Source organism: Streptomyces griseorubiginosus, from assembly GCF_036345115.1.
In the GTDB taxonomy this organism is placed as follows: Bacteria; Actinomycetota; Actinomycetes; order Streptomycetales; family Streptomycetaceae; genus Streptomyces; species Streptomyces griseorubiginosus_C.
Genome location: NZ_CP107766.1, coordinates 6,656,120 through 6,672,039 on the forward strand (window position 1 = coordinate 6,656,120; position 15,920 = coordinate 6,672,039).

Consider the following 15,920-nt stretch of genomic DNA (forward strand, 5'->3'; position numbering starts at 1 on the left):
CCCGAGGGCGTCAGCAGGTTCCGCGCAGGAAACCGGCGGCGCCCTCGGGCACGACGTCCGCGTCCCGGCGCACCACGCTGAGGGTGCCGCCCCAGTCGGCGCACGCCCGGGCCAGGCCCTTCTCGGTGTACTCGACCACGAGGACGTTGCCGCCGAAGGCGTCGGCGAACTCGCCGCACTCGTCGTACTCCGCGCACTCCTCCACGACGGCGAAGTCCAGGCCCACCGAGGCGTGGTCGGAGAGCAGCTCCGCGGTGTTCTTCTGCGCGACGGCAAGCCCCTTGGCGTGGGCGTGGACCGCCAGCAGCTTCATCAGGGCCTTGGCCTGGCCGGCTTCGAGATACGACGGGAAGCGGGTGAAGGAGTCGTAGTTGTCGGGCTCCACGGCCCGGTAGCCCTTGGCCGCGCAGGTGTCGATCCAGGTGTCCAGCTCGGCGGCGATGCGCTCGCGCTTGGCGGCCGTACGGATGTCCAGGACGGCCTCGTCCCAGTCCTTGTCGTGGACGACCTTCCCGCCGGCGTCCCGCAGCAGCAGGTCGGCGTCCCAGTCGCGCTCCTCGCCGGTCTCCGCCTGGTAGGCGTTGATGTTGCAGATGTTGTAGAGCCCGGCAGCGGGCGCGTCCTCGTAACTGCGGCTCACCACACGGACGTTCGCCGCCGGGGGGTATGCGCCGCCGATCTGGTAGTCCCAGGGCACGTGCTTGGGCGGGAGGGTCACGGACGCGGGGGCCACGGGGGCGGTGGAGGCCGCCGGTCCGGTCGGTGCCGGGGACGGGCTCGCGCTGTCCGACCCGGCCCGCACCGCCGCGATGCTCAGCCCCGTGACGGCCAGGGCGGCGACGAGCCCGACGAGTCCGACGAGGACGCGGCGCCGGGGCCTCCGGCCGGAGGCGTCGGGGGGAGCGGTGGAGACCTGGTGGTGGGTCTCCGCGGAGCCGGACGGCACCGGGCGCCCGGGCGGCACCGGTACGGGCGATGTGACCGACGCGATCGACGAAGCCGATGCGACCGACGCTTCCGGTGCGCCCGTGTCGTCCGGCAACGCCCGTAGCAGCTCGTGCAGTTCACCCAGGTCCGGCCGCGCCCCCGGTTCCTTGTCCAGGCAGCGTTCGGCGATGCTCCGCAGCGGTTCCGCGACCCCGTCCAGGGCCGGCGGCTCGTACATGACCTGGTAGCCCGTCAGGTACGGGCTGCTGCCGTCGAAGGGGCGGTTGCCGGTGGCCGCGTAGACCAGCAGGGAGCCCAGCGAGAAGACGTCCGAGGCGCCGGTGACCTCGCGCGGCGCGGCGAACTGCTCCGGGGACATGAAGGGCGGGGTGCCGATCAGCCGCCCGGTCATGGTGAGCGCCTCGTTGTCGACGGCGTACGAGATGCCGAAGTCGATGACCCGGGGCCCGTCCTCGGCCATCAGGACGTTGCTCGGCTTCAGGTCCCGGTGCACCATGCCGACCCGGTGGATGTCCCGCAGCGCCTCGACGAGACCCAGCGCGAGCACCCGCAGCGCGCCCCCGCGCAGCGGTCCGTCCTGGGCCACGATGTCCGCGAGGGTGCGGCCCGGGACGTACAGCGTCGCCATCCACGGCTGCGGGGCGTCCGGGTCCGCGTCCACCACCGGGGCCGTGAACGCTCCGCTCACCCGGCGGGCCGCCGCGACCTCCTGCCGGAAGCGGGTGCGGAACTCCTCGTCCAGCGCGTACGCGGGGTGCACCAGCTTGACCGCCACCTGCCGCCCGGAGTCCGAACGGCCGAGGTAGACGACCCCCATGCCACCGCTGCCGAGCCGGTCGACCAGCGTGTAGCCGCCGATGGACTCCGGATCGCCGGGGCTCAGCGACATCGCGGGTCACCTTTCCCAAGTACGCCTGCTCGAAGATACGGGTACCGATGCTCGAAAGTTCAACGACATCAGGCTAGCGGCCGGGGGATGCCACCGGTGTGACCGGTACACCCCCGGCCGACGTCCCCAGCAGCCTCAGCCGTACGTCCCCGGGGCCGGACTCCGTCGTCCCGTCCGAAAGGACCGCCAGGGCGAGGGTGTTGGTGCCCCGGGTGCGCAGGATGCCGTTGGGCAGGACGAAGGTGTGCTGCGGGCCCACGTCGTTGACGTACTGGCCCATGTTCCAGCCGTTGAGGAAGATCTGGACGCGGTAGGCGCGCTTCGGGTCGTCGTCGAGGACGAGTCCGACGGAGGCGTCGATGCCGGAGTCCACGGCGAGCCGGAACGTCGTCCGATACCAGGTGACCCCCTGGCGCCGGTCGGCGCGCGGCAACTCCGTGTCCTCCCAGTGCTCTTCGCCGAACCCGGGCAGATGCCAGCCCTTGCGCTCCCCGTACAGCCCGCCGTTGTTGAGCGGCCCACGAACCGGGTCCGGTGCCGTCTCGCCCTGGATCCGCCAACTCGCCTTCGGGGAGCCGCCCTTGAAGGAGACCGCCGTCAACCCCCGGGCCACCTTGTGGGAGTCGGCCGATCCGCCGTCCATGTCGTGAGCCATGCGCCGGACCAGCACCGACAGCACGCGAGGCGAGCCTGCCGAGGCCGGGGGCGGTGGTGTCTCGAAGGTAGCCGTGGCCGTCCAACTCCCCTTCCGTGCGGTGGACTTGTCCGGCATCGGCATCCGGTGCGTGCCCAGCGGCTCCCCGTCCAGCCACGCCATCAGCAGCCCCTGCGTACCGGTGCTGTAGGCCAGCGACACCGACTCCAGGTCCGCCGCGTCCGTCAGCCGCGCCCGGTACCAGACGTCGCCGTAGTGGAAGCCGTAGTCGTCGGCGAACAGCACCGGCCCGCCCTTGGGGACCGGGGTGGTGCTGTACGAGCCGGTGCGGTCGGCCGGTGTCCAGCCGGAGTCGTCGTAGTCCGGGAGGGCCTCGAAGTTCTCGGTACGGCGCCGCCAGCCGCCCAGCGCGGGCAGTCGCACCTCGCCCACGGCCGGGATGGGCAGTTGCCCCGGGACCGGCGGCATCTCGGCGCGCAGGCTGCCCATCGGGGTGATCGAGGTGCGCAGCGGGCGCCCGTTCCAGGTGATCCGGCCCAGGCCTCGCGGCCCCCACACCTCCATGCCGGTGCCCTCGACGGTGTCGCCGGTCAGGTGGGCCGTCGCGCCGTCCATCGTGACCTCGCGCACCAGTGAGGGCCCGTACACGAGGACCGGTCCGGTCGGGGTGTCCACCGGGAACAGGCGCAGCGAACCCGGGTCGTCGGCGAAGATCATCAGCAGCGGGGTGTCGCCGCCGCTGCCGCCGCCCTCGATCCGCACCCGGGCCGGGCCGCCGACGCCCATCGGCACGGTGACCCTGAGGACGCCGAGATCGTAGTTCCACGCGGGTTCCGCGTCGCCCCGCGTGACCAGCGGCTCCTCCGGGCACTCCAGGAGCACCTGCGCCATCTCGCCGTGCGGGGCCGTGAACACCGCCACGTCCAGCCGCCCGACCTTGAGGCACATCATCGGCTGCGCGGTGGCGAACCTGAGCCTGCGGCCGCCCAGTTGGAGGCCCGTGGTGAGCAGCCGGGCGTCATGGGCGGCGACGGTGAACGCCACGTCGATCCCGGCGTCCGGGATGGTCGTGGTGATCGGCGCGTCGGTGTCGTTGCGCACCACGTACACATGGGAGCCGGTGTCCGGGTTGGTCAGGTGGTACACCTTCAGCCGCTCGTCCGCCGCCCGCACCGCGTCCGCCCGGTCCAGTTTGGCGAAGTCCGGCACGGTCCGCAGGAGATGGCCGAGCTGGTGCTGGGGAGCGAGCTTCGGCGTCTGCCGGCGGGCCTCGTCGATCGCCGCCCCGTAGTCGTACGACGTGTAGACCTGCGGCGCGGGCAGCCAGCCCCACGAGGTGCCGCCGAAGGTCATGTAGACGTTGTGCACGGTGATGCCGTTGGCGAGGTTGGTCAGCTGGAAGCGCCGCTCGTAGGCCGCGTCCCGGCTGTACCGGGCCTCGGCGTACCCCTTGCCGTCGAAGGCGGCCCCGCCCCACGGGTCGAACCAGCCACCGCCGAACTCCGGGACGAACCCGGGCGTACGGGGACTGGCCGTCGCCCCGCCCCTGAGCCCGCCCTCCCCGAAGTGCCCCCAGTCCGGCGGAACTTCACCGGGCGCCGGGTAGCCGTCGAAGCCGTACAGCCAACCGTGCTCCTCGCCCCCGGTGTTGAAGGACCCGGGGGTCCAGTAGCCGTTCCGGCCCTTGTCGTTGTGGAACAGGGGTACGTCGATCCCGTCGGCGCGCACCTTCTTGTACAGGTGGGACATGTAGTCCCGGCCGAGGGGCTCGTCGGTGAAGGCGTCGTACTCGTTCTCGATCTGGTAGAGCAGGACCGTGCCGGTGCCCCTGGTGAACAGGTGCCGGGCGGCGATCGCGTTGACCTCGGTCAGCCACTCGTCGACGTACGACAGATAGGTCGGGTCGGAGGTGCGGGCCCGGCCCGCGGTCGCCGTGAGCCAGCCCGGGAAGCCGCCGCCGTCGACCTCGGCGTTGATGTACGGGCCCGGACGCAGGATCACGTACAGGCCGGTCTCGGTGGCCGTGCGCAGGAACAGGTCGAGGTCGCGGACCCCGGTGAAGTCGTACTGACCGGGCCCGGGGGAGTGGTAGTTCCAGGCCACGTACACGCTCACCGCGTTGAAGCCGTGGGCGCGCATCTTCTGCAGGACGTCCCGCCACAGCGACGGGCTCGGCAGCCGGAAGGGGTGCATCTCGCCCGACCACAGCACCAGACGGCGGCCGTCGACCAGCAGCGAGTACTCGTCGAAGCCGACCTGGTGGCGGGCCCGGTCGGCGGCGGGCGCGCCCGGCGCGGGCCCGGTGGGCACGCTGTGGGAGGCGTACGCCCGGGTGGTCTCCCCACCACTGCCGCTCAGCGCGAAGCCGAGCGCCGTGGTGCCGGCGAGGGCGCTGAATGTACGTCTGCTCAGCTCCAAGGGAGCGCCTCCTGGTCGTGCCTGTCCTCGTGCCGTGCCCGGCCCGTCCACCGGGCTGTGAGTGGTGAGGCCATTGTGGTGTGGCCATTCTCTACGGCCGGACGCGCACAATTGTCGTATGAGGATCTCTGCGCGGGCGGACTACGCGGTACGGGCGGTGCTGGAGCTTGCCGTGCGGCAGGACACCGAACCGGTGAAGGCCGAGGCCATCGCCGCGGTCCAGGGCATTCCGCACAAGTTCCTGGAGGGGATCCTCGGCGACCTCAGGCGGGGCGGGATCGTCGACAGCAGGCGCGGCGGGGGTGGCGGCTACCGGCTCGCCCGCGAGGCCTCGGCCATCACCGTCGCGGACGTCATCCGTACGGTGGACGGCCCGATCGTGTCGGTGCGCGGCGAGCGTCCCACCGGTCTGGAGTACACGGGCTCCGCCCAGCCGCTGCTCCCGCTGTGGATCGCCCTGCGCGCCAACGTCCGCAAGATCCTGGAGGGCGTCACCATCGCAGACATCGCGGGCGACGCGCTGCCCGAGCCGGTTCAGCGCCTCGCGGCGGAACCGGCGGCCTGGGAGAACCCGTAGCGCGCGGCCGCGTCGCCGCGTTCAACTCCAGCCATTTACACGTGCGTTCGGCCATCGTGGGAATGGCCGGAGTTCGCTCTGGCATGCCCATGACGTGCTCCCTACGATTCCCTCGCCGCGGTGCTTCACAGAAACCACACAGGTTCTCCACGCTTCAACATTCAGCGCGTTCAGCGCAGAGGAGAGACCCCCCATGGCAAGTGGACTGCTCCTGGGCGGCGCCGTAGCCGCTCTCGTCACCGCGGCGATGCCCGCGCACAACCCGTCCGGCGGGTTCGTCGACCCGCCGCCGGACAAGATCGTCATCAACGTGGCCACGGTGAACGGCTCCGGCTGTCCCGCGGGCACGGCGGCCGTCGCGGTCTCCGAGGACAACACCGCGTTCACGGTGACCTACAGCGACTATCTCGCCCAGGTCGGCGGCAACTCCGACCCCACGGCGTTCCGCAAGAACTGCCAGCTCAACCTGATCGTGCACGTCCCGCAGGGCTTCACGTACGCCATCGCCAGTGCGGACTACCGCGGCTTCGCCTCGCTCCAGTCCGGCGCGAGCGCGGTCCAGAGAGCCTCGTACTACTTCCAGGGCTCCTCGCAGACGGCCTTCAAGACCCACAACTTCACCGGCGCCCTCAACGACAACTGGCAGGCGACCGACACCACCGACTGGGCCCAGCTGGTCTGGGCTCCCTGCGGGGTCCAGCGCAACTTCAACATCAACACGGAGATCCGGGTCAACGCCGGCTCCTCCTCGCCGTCCAAGGTCAGCTTCATGACCATGGACTCGACGGACGGCGACATCAGCACCATCTACCACATGGCGTGGAAGGAGTGCCCCGGCAAGTGACCGGCGGTCGGTGAGACCGGGGCCGCCCGCCACCTCCTCGGGGTGGCGGGCGGCTCGGGCGGTCACGGGGACGGGGGTGCCTGGATCACTTCTCGACGCCGAGGGTCAGGGTGCCGGAGTACCCGGCGGAGGGGGAGCTGCCCAGGGCGGTCAGGGTCAGGAGGCCGGACGCGGCGCCGCCGTCGTCGTAGATCGAGTCCCGGGCGAGGGTGGTGCGGGTGACCCTGTTGGCCGAGTACGGCGAGAGCGCGCCGACCCTGGCGGTGACCGTCTCGTCGAAGAAGAGCTGGCCGGTGTGGAGTTCGGTGCCGCCGGTGAAGGAGCCGTCGGCGGTGAGGGTGACGCCGACGTGCACCTTGACGTGGATGTGGACGCAGCGGCCCACGTACCACCCCGGGTAGACCGTGGTGATGTCGGCGACGCCGCTGGAGTTCGTGAGCACGCCGCCGCGCAGGAAGGTGCCGCTGTCGGGTTCGTCGTGGCCGTTGTTGCCGACGTAGCCCGAGTACTCGCCGAGCGCGTCGCAGTGCCAGATCTCGACGAGGGCGTTGCTGATCGTGGCGCAGGTGTCGTCGTCGACGACCGTGAGGGCGAGCTTGAGCGGGAAGCCGGTCTTGCCCTCGGTGATGTCGGCGCGGACGTACTGGCCGTCGAGGTAGTAGGGGCCTTCGGTCATCTCCTTGGTGAGGGTGCAGACGGCCGCGGCGGCGACGGGGGCGGTGTGGGGGGACGTCTGGGGTTCGGTGCCGGTGTCGGTCGTGGCGGCGCCGACGGCGAGGGTCGCCGCGGTGGCGCCGGTGGCGGCGAGGAGGGTCCGGCGGCCGATGGGGGTCTTGTTCGTGGGGGCTTCTGTCATGAACACGGCACCGTAGGGGGGCTTGCTGTTGATGGGCTGTCAGTTCGGCAAAAAGAGGGGTGGTCAAGTTTCTTGCGAGACAGGTTGCGCTGTCGGGAGGGGTGGGCGCGATACCGTACCGGGGCGTATGCCGACAAGGAGGGTAAATGGGGCTTACCGTGCGGGTCGAACGGCGCATCGCGGAGGACTTTCCCGGCCGGGAGGGCGAGGTGGTGGGGGATCTCCTCACCGAACTGGTCAACCACCTGACCGACCGGGGCGACCAGGAGGACAAGGAGCGCATCGCCGCGGCGACGCTGCTCTGCGGCCAGGGCCGGGTGGACCGCCTGCTCGACGCCGTCCAGCTGGCCAAGGAGGACTGGCGGGACGTGCTGGTGGGCGCGGGACTGGCGGACTCGGGGTGGAAGGAGCGGCTGGAAGCGGACTTCGGGCCTGAGAGGTGACGACCGGGTGAACCGGCGCGGGCGCCGTCAGGCTCCTGCGCCCGGGTCACCTGTGAGGTGGGCGAGGAAGTGGCGAGCTCTACGCAGTCGCCACCGGCGCCTCCGAGTAGGCGAACCACCTGTTCCGCGGGGTCTCCAGCAGCTGCATGGGGCTGTGCAGACCCGCGTAAGAACGCCGGACCCGGACCCCTCGCCGTCCCGGTCCCCTTACATCTGAGGTAATCGCCCCCACCCCGCCCCACCTGCCAGGCTCCTCCCCGTACCCAGCACGACCGACCAACCGGGAGGACACCATGACCGCGTACGCCATAGCCCACCTCCGGGAGGCCACCCCCCACCCCGAGGTCGCCGAGTACATCGAGCGGATCACCGGAACCTTCGAGCCGTACGGTGGACGCTTTCTCGTGCACGGGACCCAGCACGAGGTGCGCGAGGGCGACTGGCCCGGGCACGTCGTGGTGATCGGGTTTCCCGGGATCGGTGAGGCGCGGGCCTGGTGGGAGTCCGACGCGTATCAGGAGATCGCACCGCTGCGTTCGCGCCACATCCAGGGCGACATCATCCTCGTCGAGGGCGTTCCCGACGGTTACGACCCGGCGGTCACCGCGAAGGCCATGCGGGACGCGCTCCCGTCCTAGCGGGCATGCCGCGTCCGACTCCCGGGACACGCGGGGCTGTTGGATACTGGGGCGGCCGGCGTACGGAAGGGGGAGGTTCGGGTGTCGGACGGACGTGAGGTGGATCAGGGGGAGTTGCTGGGTGTCGCGAAGGACGAGGAGCGGGCCCGCAGCCTGCTCCGCGCACTGCGCACCCTGAGCACCGGGCCCGACCCGAAGCTGCGGGACATGGCGAACGGCGTGCTGCGCGGCCGTCTCTCCGCCGAACAGGCCTTCACCGACCCGGAGTACACCGCCGCCCTGTTCTCCGGCGCGGACAAGGTCCGGCGGGCCGGGGAGCTGCGGTCCGACGCAGAGGCCCGGGAGGCCGGTGCCCGCTTCGGGGAGTGGCAGCGGGCCCGTGACGCCGAGCAGGAACGCGAGGAGGAGACGGGGCCGGAGGGGCGGCAGCAGCAGGACGGGGCAAGTGCGGAACGGCCGGCCACGCACGGTGGGTTGGGCGGGACGCACGGTGGGCTGGGCAGTACGCACGGTCTCCGCGGCCCGGAGCCGCTCCGCGGCGGCCCGCCCCGCAACCGCTTCGGACCTCGCTGAACCTGCCTCCCGCCAGCGGCACTTGACACCCCCGCCTCCGTCGACAACCCCTCTCCCTCCCGTAACGGCAGCAAATCCCCGTCCCCGTAGTACAGTTCGGCCGTCGTCAGCGTGACCTGAAATGGTCCTGCCAAGACAAAGGGGGAACGCGCATGGGGGTCGTGCTGCCCGACGAGGCGGCCTGGGTGCTGGACCTCATCGGCGTCGAGTGGCCCAACGTCGACGAGGACGACTACCGCGACATGGCCGACGGCCTGCGCTCGTTCGCCTCGCAGCTGCGGGCCGGCAAGGACGCCACGGCGGGCATCGTCCGGGAGTTCCTGGAGGGCAACGAGGGCATCGCGACCGCCGCCTTCCAGCAGCACTGGGGCAAGGTCAGCGACGTACACCTGGAACGTCTCGGTGAGGCCGCCGACCTCGGAGCCATGGCCCTCGACGGGGCCGCCGTAGCCGTGGCCGGCGCCAAGGTGGCCGCGATCGTCCAACTCGGCATCCTCGCCGCCGAGATCATCGCCGCCCAGGCCGCCGCGCCCTTCACCCTCGGGCTCTCCGAGGTCGGCGCGCTCGGTGCCACGCAGGCCACCCGGCTCATCGTGCGGCGGCTGCTGAAGGAGGCGGAGCAGCTCCTTGTGGAGGAGCTGATGTCCGTCGCCATGGGCCCCGTCTACTCCGCGCTCGGCAACATGGCCACCGACCTCGTCCTCCAGCTCGGCGCCAACGCCGTGGGCCTCCAGGACGGTTACAGCCCCGGCAAGACCCTGCGCGCGGGCACCGAGGGATTCCAGGAAGGGCTCGACGGCACCACGGGGACCTTCACCCAGAAGGGCGGCGCCGCGTGAGCGACACCGTACGCAGCGACAAGGACCTGCACGACCGGCTCGCCGACCGGATCACCTCCCAGGCCGACGAGCACGAGTCCGGCGCCCGCCCCCATCTGCGCCGCAGCCGGGCCGGGTTGAACCGCACCCGAGGCAAGGGCGCGCTCGCCGCGGCCGTCGAGACCGGGGCGGAGAAGATCCTCAAGGCCATCGAGGAGGCCGAGGACCAGCTCCACAAGCACCTCCAGGACGTGTCCAAGGGCGTGCGCGCGATGGGCGACAACCACGCGCGCAACGACAAGAACATCGAGACGATGCTCCAGAGCATCGTCAAGCGCTCGCGGGACCAGGACGCCGTACGAGATGGCGGCGGGATCGGCAAGGACCGGCCCGACACCACCAAGGACGCGCACACCGTCACCCTGGAGTGGAAGCCCGGGATGCCCAAGCAGGCCTTCGAGCGCAAGGCGCGGGCCCTCCAGCGGCTCGGTGAGGAGGGCAAGCTCTTCAAGTTCAAGGGCAAGACCGAGGACTACCGGGACAAGAAGATCACCTCGGACTACAAGGGCGCGCTGGAAGCCCTGATCCGCCGGAACCACAAGGACGACCCCGACTTCGCCGAAGAGGCCGCGGTGGCGGCCCGTAAAATGCAACCCGACCACGTCAACGAGCTCCAGACCGGTGGGCCGGACGCGTGGCGTAACCTGCGGATGCTCGACCGGATGACGAACTTCGACATCGGCACGCAGCAGATACGTCCGCAGATCAAGGATCTTCCGGACGGCAATCCGATCAACATCGACATCAAGTGGTGGCCAGATGACTAGCGGGAGCCCGGGACCGTCCCGTCTGACCGGGACGGTGGACGCCCTGCGGACGGCGCTGGCGGGGAGCACGGACCTGCTCGGGTCCACGCTCGGCGGGACGCTCGACGAGGCGACGGCGGCCGACGCGGCGACGGACGGGGTGCCGCGCGCGTACCTGGACTTCTGCCGGGTGCTGGACGGCGCGAGCTGCGGGCCGTCCGTGCAGCTCTTCGGCCTGGAGGAGGCCGAGGAGCACCAGTTCTACTGCGAGCCGGTGGTCGACTCCCCGCTGCCGCTGTCCCCGGACAAGCTCTACTGTGTCGGGATGATCCAGGAGGCCCCGGTCTTCCTCGACCGCGCGGGCGGCGGTGTCCTAGGCGCCCCGGAGGCGGGCCCGGACTGGGTCGACGCGGAGCGCTTCGAGCGGCTGGCGTCCGGGATCGAGGAGTTCTTCCTGGACCGGCTGGCCGATCCCGCCGAGTACCAGCGGCTCGCCCTGGTCGACGACGAGCGGGTGGAGCACGACGACTGGCTGAAGCTGCTGCGCCGAGCCGGCCTCAGCGGCTGACGCGGGACGAAAGGGGAGAAGGGGACGCATGGCCACCCATGACGAGATGACGGAGCTGTTCGGCGCGGACCGCGTGGTCACGCTGGACCGTGCCGTCGCCGAGGAGCACGGGCTGTCCGAGGCCGACGCCGAGGTGCTGTGCGAGGTCGGTGTGCCGACGTTCGTGGACGTCCTGTTCACCCTCGACACCGCCGACGAGGGCCCCGACCCGTTCACCGTGGTGCCGGTCGCCGCGGGCGGCGAGGAGACCCACATCCTGGTCCTGGGCGGCCCGACCGACGACCCCGCGCTGCGCTACTGCCTCGACCTGGACCGCGGCTACGTCATCCTCATCTCCTTCGACGAGGAGCCCCGCGCCGAGATCGCCAACCGCACCCTCGCCGACCTCGTCGAGTTCCTGTACCGCTTCGCCCTGCGCACCAAGCACCTGGAACACGCCGCCCCCCAGGACCGCGCCCCCTACACCGACAAACTCGTCGACTACCTCAAGTCCCGCGACCCGTACGCCTTCGCCCAGCCGGACAGCTGGTGGTCGATGGTCTTCGAACAGGTCGCCTGAGCCCTGTGACGCTCTCCGCCTGGGGCGCGACCACTGAGGTGTGCGCGGGCCATTGACGCGCAAGGTGTTCGATTCTACGGTCCCGTCCGAAGCTCTGATCGGTGATCGACATGTCGAACATCTCCCCACTCAAGGAGCGTCCGCGTGCGCCGCATGTCCTTTCTGGCGATACCCGCAGCCTTCTTTCTGGCCCTGGTTCCGAGCACGGCGTCGGCCTACCCCAACCCCGGGACGGTCACCGGTGCCACCACCATCCACGACCCCACCATGATCCGTACGTCGGCGGGCCGTTACCTCCTCTACGGCACCGGCGGCGGCCTCGGCTACCGCACCTCCACCGACCGGATCGCGTTCACGGCCGGCGGCGACGCCTTCGCCGCCAAGCCGGGCTGGTGGTCGTCGTACGCGACCGAGGCCTGGGCGCCCGACATCTCGTACCAGGGCGGCAAGTACCTGATGTACTACGCCGTCTCGACCTTCGGATCCAACAAGTCCGCGATAGGGCTGGCGACTTCGAGTACCGGCCTGCCCGGCTCCTGGACCGACCAGGGCACCGTGTACACCTCCACCACCGCCAGCGACTACAACGCCATCGACCCGAACCTCTTCGTCGACGGCGACGGCAAGTGGTGGCTGTCCTTCGGCAGTTGGTGGACCGGCCTGAAGATGATCCAGATCGACCCGGCCACCGGCAAGCAGCTCTCCTCCAACACCACCCGCTACTCGATCGCCTCCCGCCCCACCGGGACCAAGGCCGTCGAGGCGCCGTACATCGTGAAGCGGGGCGGCTACTACTACCTCTTCGCCTCCTACGACACCTGCTGCGCCGGCACCAGTTCGACCTACAAGGTCAAGGTCGGCCGCGCCACCAGCGTCACCGGCCCGTACGTCGACAAGAACGGCGTCTCGATGATGAACAACGGCGGTACCCCGGTGCTGGAGTCCCACGGCCGCTACATCGGCCCCGGCGGCCAGTCGATCATGAACGACTCCGACGGCGACCTGATCGTCTACCACTACTACGACGGCAACGACAACGGCACTCCCAAGCTCGGCATCAACCTGCTGAACTGGAGCAGCGGTTGGCCGGTCGCCTACTGACGGCCGGCCGGGCGCGGACTCAGCGGGTGTCGCCGAGCGAGACCAGCAGGGTGCGCAGCACGCGGGTGAGGTCCTCGCGGTCGGCCGGAGTCAGGCCCGCGAGGATCTTCCGCTGGTTCTGGACGTGTCCTTCCACGACCCGGTCGACCAGCTCGCGCCCCTCGTCGGTGAGCGCGATGTGCAGGCTGCGCCGGTCGCCGGGCACGGACTCGCGGGTGACCAGACCGCGGGCGACCAGCCGGTCGATACGGTTGGTGAGCGCGGCCGAGCCGATCATGATGCTGCCGGCCAGCGCCTTGGCCGTGAGCGGCTGCCCGCTGCGGCGCAGGGTCGCCAGCACGTCGAACTCCCACGTCTCCATGTCGTACTGCGTGAAGTAGTCCTTGAGCCTGACGTTCACCAGCCGTGCCAGCCGCAGGATGCGGCCGACCGTGCCCATGGCGTCGAGGTCGAGGTCAGTGCGCTGGGCGGCCCACTGGTCCATGAACTCGTCGACGGCGTCACGCATGAGGTCACCTCCCGTTCAATTTTAGTTTGACGACGAAATATTTGACGCCAGTGTAGTTCATGGCATAGCTTCTCGATGTCAGATAGTTCGACGTCGAAAAGTCAGGGGGTAAGGTCGTGACCGCACCGAGCGTCGATCACGCCACCGTTTCCCGGATCATCCGCTCCCGCCGCAGCATCCGCCACTACCGGCCCGATCCGGTGCCGGCGGCCCTGCTCGCGGAGCTGGTCGATCTGGCCCTGGAGGCGCCGTCGAGCTTCAACCTCCAGGCCCGTTCCGTCGTGACGGTCACCTCGGAGGAGGGGCGCAGGGCACTCACCGCGGCCACCGGCGGACAACCGCATCCGCAGGAGGCGCCGGTGATGCTCGTGTTCGTCGCCGAGTCCGCCGCCTGGCGCGAGGACCGCGACGACGTGTGGGAGACCGCGACGCGTCGCGGGGCGTGGTCCGAGCGGTTCGCCGCCGCCTCGCCCGAGGACACCCGCCTCTTCTACGAGGACCTCGCGAGCCGGGGCCTGGAGCGGGAGTACGCGGTCAAGGACGCCATGATCGCCGCTTCCTTCCTCATGATCGCCGCCGAGGCGGCGGGTCTGGCCACCAGCCCGATGAACGGCTGGGACGAGGGGGAGGTCAAGAAGGCCATCGGTATCGACGGCCGCGACGACCTGCACATCGCCCTGCTCATGCCGCTCGGCCATCCCGCGGAGAGCCGGCTCCATCCAGGACGCCGGGACCGTGCGCTGACCTGTTTCCGTGACGCGTACGGCCGCTGACACAGCGCCGGCGACACCGGCCTGGACAAGGTCGAGGTCCTGTCGGTGGCGCCGCTGATCTCGCACGCGATCCGGGAGATCTTCGAGAACGGCTCCGTGACCAGCCTCCTCGACGAGCTGTAGCGGACGAACGGCCTCCGGCGGGGGAGACCCTGCCGGAGGCCGTCTGTCGGATACGCGTCCGCCGGGCGGGCCCTAGCCCGCCTGTCCCATCCCCGCCGCGTTCGGCCAGCTCTGCGCGTTGGGCCAGCCCGTGGCCGGGGCCTGGGAGAGTTCCTGTGGGGCCCCCGGTGCCGGTGCCGTCATCCCGCGGACCTGTGCCGCGGTGAGCCCGCCACGGGCCGGGACCCCCGGCGGAGTCGGCCCGAAGGGTGCGGGAGCAGGCGGGGCGGGGACGGGCACGGGCGCGGGCACCGGAGCCGGCATCGGGGCGGGCGCCTGCATCGGGGCCGGAGCGGGAGCCGGCATCTGGGCCGGCATCGGCACCCCCGCCCCCATGGACCCGGGCGACTCCATCGCAGCGGCCGCCCCCATCGAAGCGGCCGCCCCCATCGAGCCGACCGCCCCCATCGGCGCCGCCGCGGCCACCGCCGCCGGCTGGGCGACCGGCATCGGCATGCCGACCCCCGCCGCCGAACCGCCGGAGGCCATCGCGGCGAGTCCCTGCAGACCGGCCCCGTTGGTCTGGCCGACCAGCCGGTCCACTGCCGCCGTACCCGAGCTGTAGCTGGTCCCTTGAGCGAGCTCGGGCACGGCGGCTCCCCTCCTGGTCCCGTAGAGCACCTGTTCCAGGCCGGACACCAGGCGACGCACGTCCACCTGGGGGCGCACCACGAGCCGCAGGAAGCGGCTGGAGGATCCGATCTTGTTGCCGCACTCGCGGACGAGGATGCGGTGCTCGGTGAGCATCCGGTCCCGGACCACGGTGCCCTCGGCGCCGACCGGCAGGCGCACGAAGAGGAAGTTCCCCTGCGAGGGGTAGACGGTCAGGCCGGGCAGCTGGGCGAGCTGGCTCGCCATGTCGAGACGGTCCCGGCGGACCTGGTGCAGGCTCTGCGCGTACTCGGCGCCGTGCTCCTTGAGCATGAACACCACGTACTCGGCGAAGGCGTTGAGGTTCCACTTCGGCAGCATCGAGCGGACCCGGCCCGCGAGGGAGGGATTGGCGACCATGTAGCCGAAGCGGATGCCGTGCAGGCCGAAGTTCTTGCCGAGGCTGCGCAGCACGATGACGTTCGGCCGGATCATCGCCTCCTGGACGACGCTCGGCTCCTGCTCGGCGTCCGCGAACTCCAGGAAGGACTCGTCGATGACGATGAGGTCCAGGTCGGCCATGGCGTCCATGAACTGCACGAGCGCGTGCTTGTGCAGGAAGCCGCCGTCGGGGTTGTTCGGGTTGCAGATGACCGCGACCCGCGTGCCCCGGGTGCGTATGAACTCGGCGTACTGCGCGAGGTCCAGGGCGAATCCGCTGGACTCCTGGAGCGGGAACATGTCGACCCGCTTGCCGGTCTCCATCGGCTGGTCGGTCCAGCGGCCGAAGGTGGGGACGGGGACGGCGAGGGACTCGCGGACCAGCAGGTGGTCGATCCAGGTGATCAGTTCGGTCGAGCCGTTGCCCATCGCCACGGCCTGCGGCGGCAGCTGGAGCAGGTTGCACAGCTCGGCGGTGATCGTGTCGGCGCTGCTGGGGTAGTAGGTGATGATGTCCTTCAGCCGCGCGGCCATGGTGTCCATCATCGCCGGGGTGGGAAAGTAGGGATTGCAGGGGATACAGAAGTCCACCGGCCCCGTCCCGTCTCCGCCTTCACGCGCCAGCGCCGCCATGGACGGGCTGTGCGCAGCCGTGCTGCGGAACAACGAGGTGACGTTGTCGGCCATGGAACCTCCGTATGGGGCGGGCCCGGCGGGGACGACCGGGCCCGTCGTCATTGGGTGGCCCGCGC

General features: G+C 70.7%; 16 protein-coding genes and 1 pseudogene. 12 read left to right on the forward strand and 5 right to left on the reverse strand.

Annotation, left to right across the window (positions count from 1 at the left end; genetic code table 11):
- Positions 1-10 precede the first annotated feature (10 nt).
- Both OHN19_RS30085 and OHN19_RS30090 read right to left on the reverse strand, forming a co-directional pair.
- Positions 11-1,837 carry an endo alpha-1,4 polygalactosaminidase gene (locus tag OHN19_RS30085; protein ID WP_330267195.1) on the reverse strand — a complete coding sequence of 609 codons (1,827 nt, stop codon included), beginning with the start codon at positions 1,835-1,837 and terminating at the stop codon, positions 11-13.
- Between the two features lie 73 nt (positions 1,838-1,910).
- Positions 1,911-4,910: a beta-galactosidase gene (locus OHN19_RS30090; RefSeq protein ID WP_330267196.1), complete on the reverse strand. Its 3,000-nt coding sequence runs from the start codon at positions 4,908-4,910 to the stop codon at positions 1,911-1,913.
- 118 nt (positions 4,911-5,028) lie between these two features.
- On the opposite strand from OHN19_RS30090, the gene OHN19_RS30095 reads away from it, so the two are divergent.
- Entirely contained in the window at positions 5,029-5,487 is a 459-nt protein-coding gene (locus OHN19_RS30095) for an Rrf2 family transcriptional regulator (protein WP_330267197.1), read from the forward strand.
- Between the two features lie 193 nt (positions 5,488-5,680).
- The gene (locus OHN19_RS30100) at positions 5,681-6,331 is read left to right on the forward strand and encodes a DUF4360 domain-containing protein (RefSeq protein ID WP_330267198.1); all 651 of its coding nucleotides are present in this window, start codon (positions 5,681-5,683) and stop codon (positions 6,329-6,331) included.
- A gap of 85 nt (positions 6,332-6,416) precedes the next feature.
- On the opposite strand, the gene OHN19_RS30105 is transcribed toward OHN19_RS30100, so the two are convergent.
- Positions 6,417-7,187 (reverse strand): intradiol ring-cleavage dioxygenase, encoded by a 771-nt coding sequence (locus tag OHN19_RS30105; RefSeq protein WP_330267199.1) that lies wholly within the window; start codon positions 7,185-7,187, stop codon positions 6,417-6,419.
- 146 nt (positions 7,188-7,333) lie between these two features.
- On the opposite strand from OHN19_RS30105, the gene OHN19_RS30110 reads away from it, so the two are divergent.
- The 8 genes from OHN19_RS30110 (at position 7,334) to OHN19_RS30145 (ending at position 12,693) form a co-directional block, all read left to right on the forward strand.
- Positions 7,334-7,630, forward strand: a complete 297-nt coding sequence (locus tag OHN19_RS30110; RefSeq protein ID WP_120052459.1) for a hypothetical protein — start codon at positions 7,334-7,336, stop codon at positions 7,628-7,630.
- A 293-nt stretch (positions 7,631-7,923) separates the two neighbouring features.
- On the forward strand, positions 7,924-8,268 hold the full coding sequence (locus tag OHN19_RS30115; protein ID WP_330267200.1) for a DUF1330 domain-containing protein: 345 nt from the start codon (positions 7,924-7,926) through the stop codon (positions 8,266-8,268).
- Between the two features lie 81 nt (positions 8,269-8,349).
- Positions 8,350-8,841 (forward strand): hypothetical protein, encoded by a 492-nt coding sequence (locus OHN19_RS30120; RefSeq protein WP_330267201.1) that lies wholly within the window; start codon positions 8,350-8,352, stop codon positions 8,839-8,841.
- A gap of 152 nt (positions 8,842-8,993) precedes the next feature.
- Positions 8,994-9,680 carry a hypothetical protein gene (locus tag OHN19_RS30125; RefSeq protein ID WP_330267202.1) on the forward strand — a complete coding sequence of 229 codons (687 nt, stop codon included), beginning with the start codon at positions 8,994-8,996 and terminating at the stop codon, positions 9,678-9,680.
- Positions 9,677-10,486 carry a hypothetical protein gene (locus tag OHN19_RS30130; RefSeq protein WP_123760508.1) on the forward strand — a complete coding sequence of 270 codons (810 nt, stop codon included), beginning with the start codon at positions 9,677-9,679 and terminating at the stop codon, positions 10,484-10,486. The genes OHN19_RS30125 and OHN19_RS30130 overlap by 4 nt, the downstream gene beginning before the upstream one ends.
- The gene (locus OHN19_RS30135) at positions 10,479-11,033 is read left to right on the forward strand and encodes a hypothetical protein (RefSeq protein WP_330267203.1); all 555 of its coding nucleotides are present in this window, start codon (positions 10,479-10,481) and stop codon (positions 11,031-11,033) included. Before OHN19_RS30130 ends, OHN19_RS30135 begins: the two co-directional genes overlap by 8 nt.
- Before the next feature lie 28 nt (positions 11,034-11,061).
- Complete coding sequence (locus OHN19_RS30140; protein ID WP_330267204.1) at positions 11,062-11,592, forward strand: SUKH-4 family immunity protein; 531 nt, start codon at positions 11,062-11,064, stop codon at positions 11,590-11,592.
- Between the two features lie 153 nt (positions 11,593-11,745).
- The gene (locus OHN19_RS30145) at positions 11,746-12,693 is read left to right on the forward strand and encodes an arabinan endo-1,5-alpha-L-arabinosidase (protein WP_330269745.1); all 948 of its coding nucleotides are present in this window, start codon (positions 11,746-11,748) and stop codon (positions 12,691-12,693) included.
- Between the two features lie 19 nt (positions 12,694-12,712).
- Here the strand turns inward: OHN19_RS30145 and OHN19_RS30150 are convergent, their stop codons facing one another.
- Positions 12,713-13,201, reverse strand: a complete 489-nt coding sequence (locus OHN19_RS30150) for a MarR family transcriptional regulator (protein WP_330267205.1) — start codon at positions 13,199-13,201, stop codon at positions 12,713-12,715.
- 116 nt (positions 13,202-13,317) lie between these two features.
- Here OHN19_RS30150 and OHN19_RS30155 point away from each other — a divergent pair, with 116 nt between their 5' ends.
- Positions 13,318-13,974, forward strand: a complete 657-nt coding sequence (locus tag OHN19_RS30155) for a nitroreductase family protein (protein ID WP_330267206.1) — start codon at positions 13,318-13,320, stop codon at positions 13,972-13,974.
- A 9-nt stretch (positions 13,975-13,983) separates the two neighbouring features.
- A pseudogene (locus tag OHN19_RS43970) lies at positions 13,984-14,097 on the forward strand (ribose-phosphate diphosphokinase); the annotation flags it as partial.
- A 72-nt stretch (positions 14,098-14,169) separates the two neighbouring features.
- Here OHN19_RS43970 and OHN19_RS30160 read toward each other — a convergent pair.
- Positions 14,170-15,855, reverse strand: coding sequence for a histidinol-phosphate transaminase (locus OHN19_RS30160; RefSeq protein ID WP_330267207.1), 1,686 nt, complete (start codon positions 15,853-15,855; stop codon positions 14,170-14,172).
- Between the last annotated feature and the right edge of the window lie 65 nt (positions 15,856-15,920).

What these genes read in the sequence shown, in the direction of transcription:
- OHN19_RS30085 (WP_330267195.1), bottom strand. Translation starts at nt 1,837, where the DNA reads ATGTCGCTGAGCCCCGGCGATCCGGAGTCCATCGGCGGCTACACGCTG.
- OHN19_RS30095 (WP_330267197.1), top strand. Translation starts at nt 5,029, where the DNA reads ATGAGGATCTCTGCGCGGGCGGACTACGCGGTACGGGCGGTGCTGGAG.
- OHN19_RS30100 (WP_330267198.1), top strand. Translation starts at nt 5,681, where the DNA reads ATGGCAAGTGGACTGCTCCTGGGCGGCGCCGTAGCCGCTCTCGTCACC.
- OHN19_RS30105 (WP_330267199.1), bottom strand. Translation starts at nt 7,187, where the DNA reads ATGACAGAAGCCCCCACGAACAAGACCCCCATCGGCCGCCGGACCCTC.
- OHN19_RS30110 (WP_120052459.1), top strand. Translation starts at nt 7,334, where the DNA reads ATGGGGCTTACCGTGCGGGTCGAACGGCGCATCGCGGAGGACTTTCCC.
- OHN19_RS30115 (WP_330267200.1), top strand. Translation starts at nt 7,924, where the DNA reads ATGACCGCGTACGCCATAGCCCACCTCCGGGAGGCCACCCCCCACCCC.
- OHN19_RS30125 (WP_330267202.1), top strand. Translation starts at nt 8,994, where the DNA reads ATGGGGGTCGTGCTGCCCGACGAGGCGGCCTGGGTGCTGGACCTCATC.
- OHN19_RS30135 (WP_330267203.1), top strand. Translation starts at nt 10,479, where the DNA reads ATGACTAGCGGGAGCCCGGGACCGTCCCGTCTGACCGGGACGGTGGAC.
- OHN19_RS30140 (WP_330267204.1), top strand. Translation starts at nt 11,062, where the DNA reads ATGGCCACCCATGACGAGATGACGGAGCTGTTCGGCGCGGACCGCGTG.
- OHN19_RS30145 (WP_330269745.1), top strand. Translation starts at nt 11,746, where the DNA reads ATGTCCTTTCTGGCGATACCCGCAGCCTTCTTTCTGGCCCTGGTTCCG.
- OHN19_RS30150 (WP_330267205.1), bottom strand. Translation starts at nt 13,201, where the DNA reads ATGCGTGACGCCGTCGACGAGTTCATGGACCAGTGGGCCGCCCAGCGC.
- OHN19_RS30160 (WP_330267207.1), bottom strand. Translation starts at nt 15,855, where the DNA reads ATGGCCGACAACGTCACCTCGTTGTTCCGCAGCACGGCTGCGCACAGC.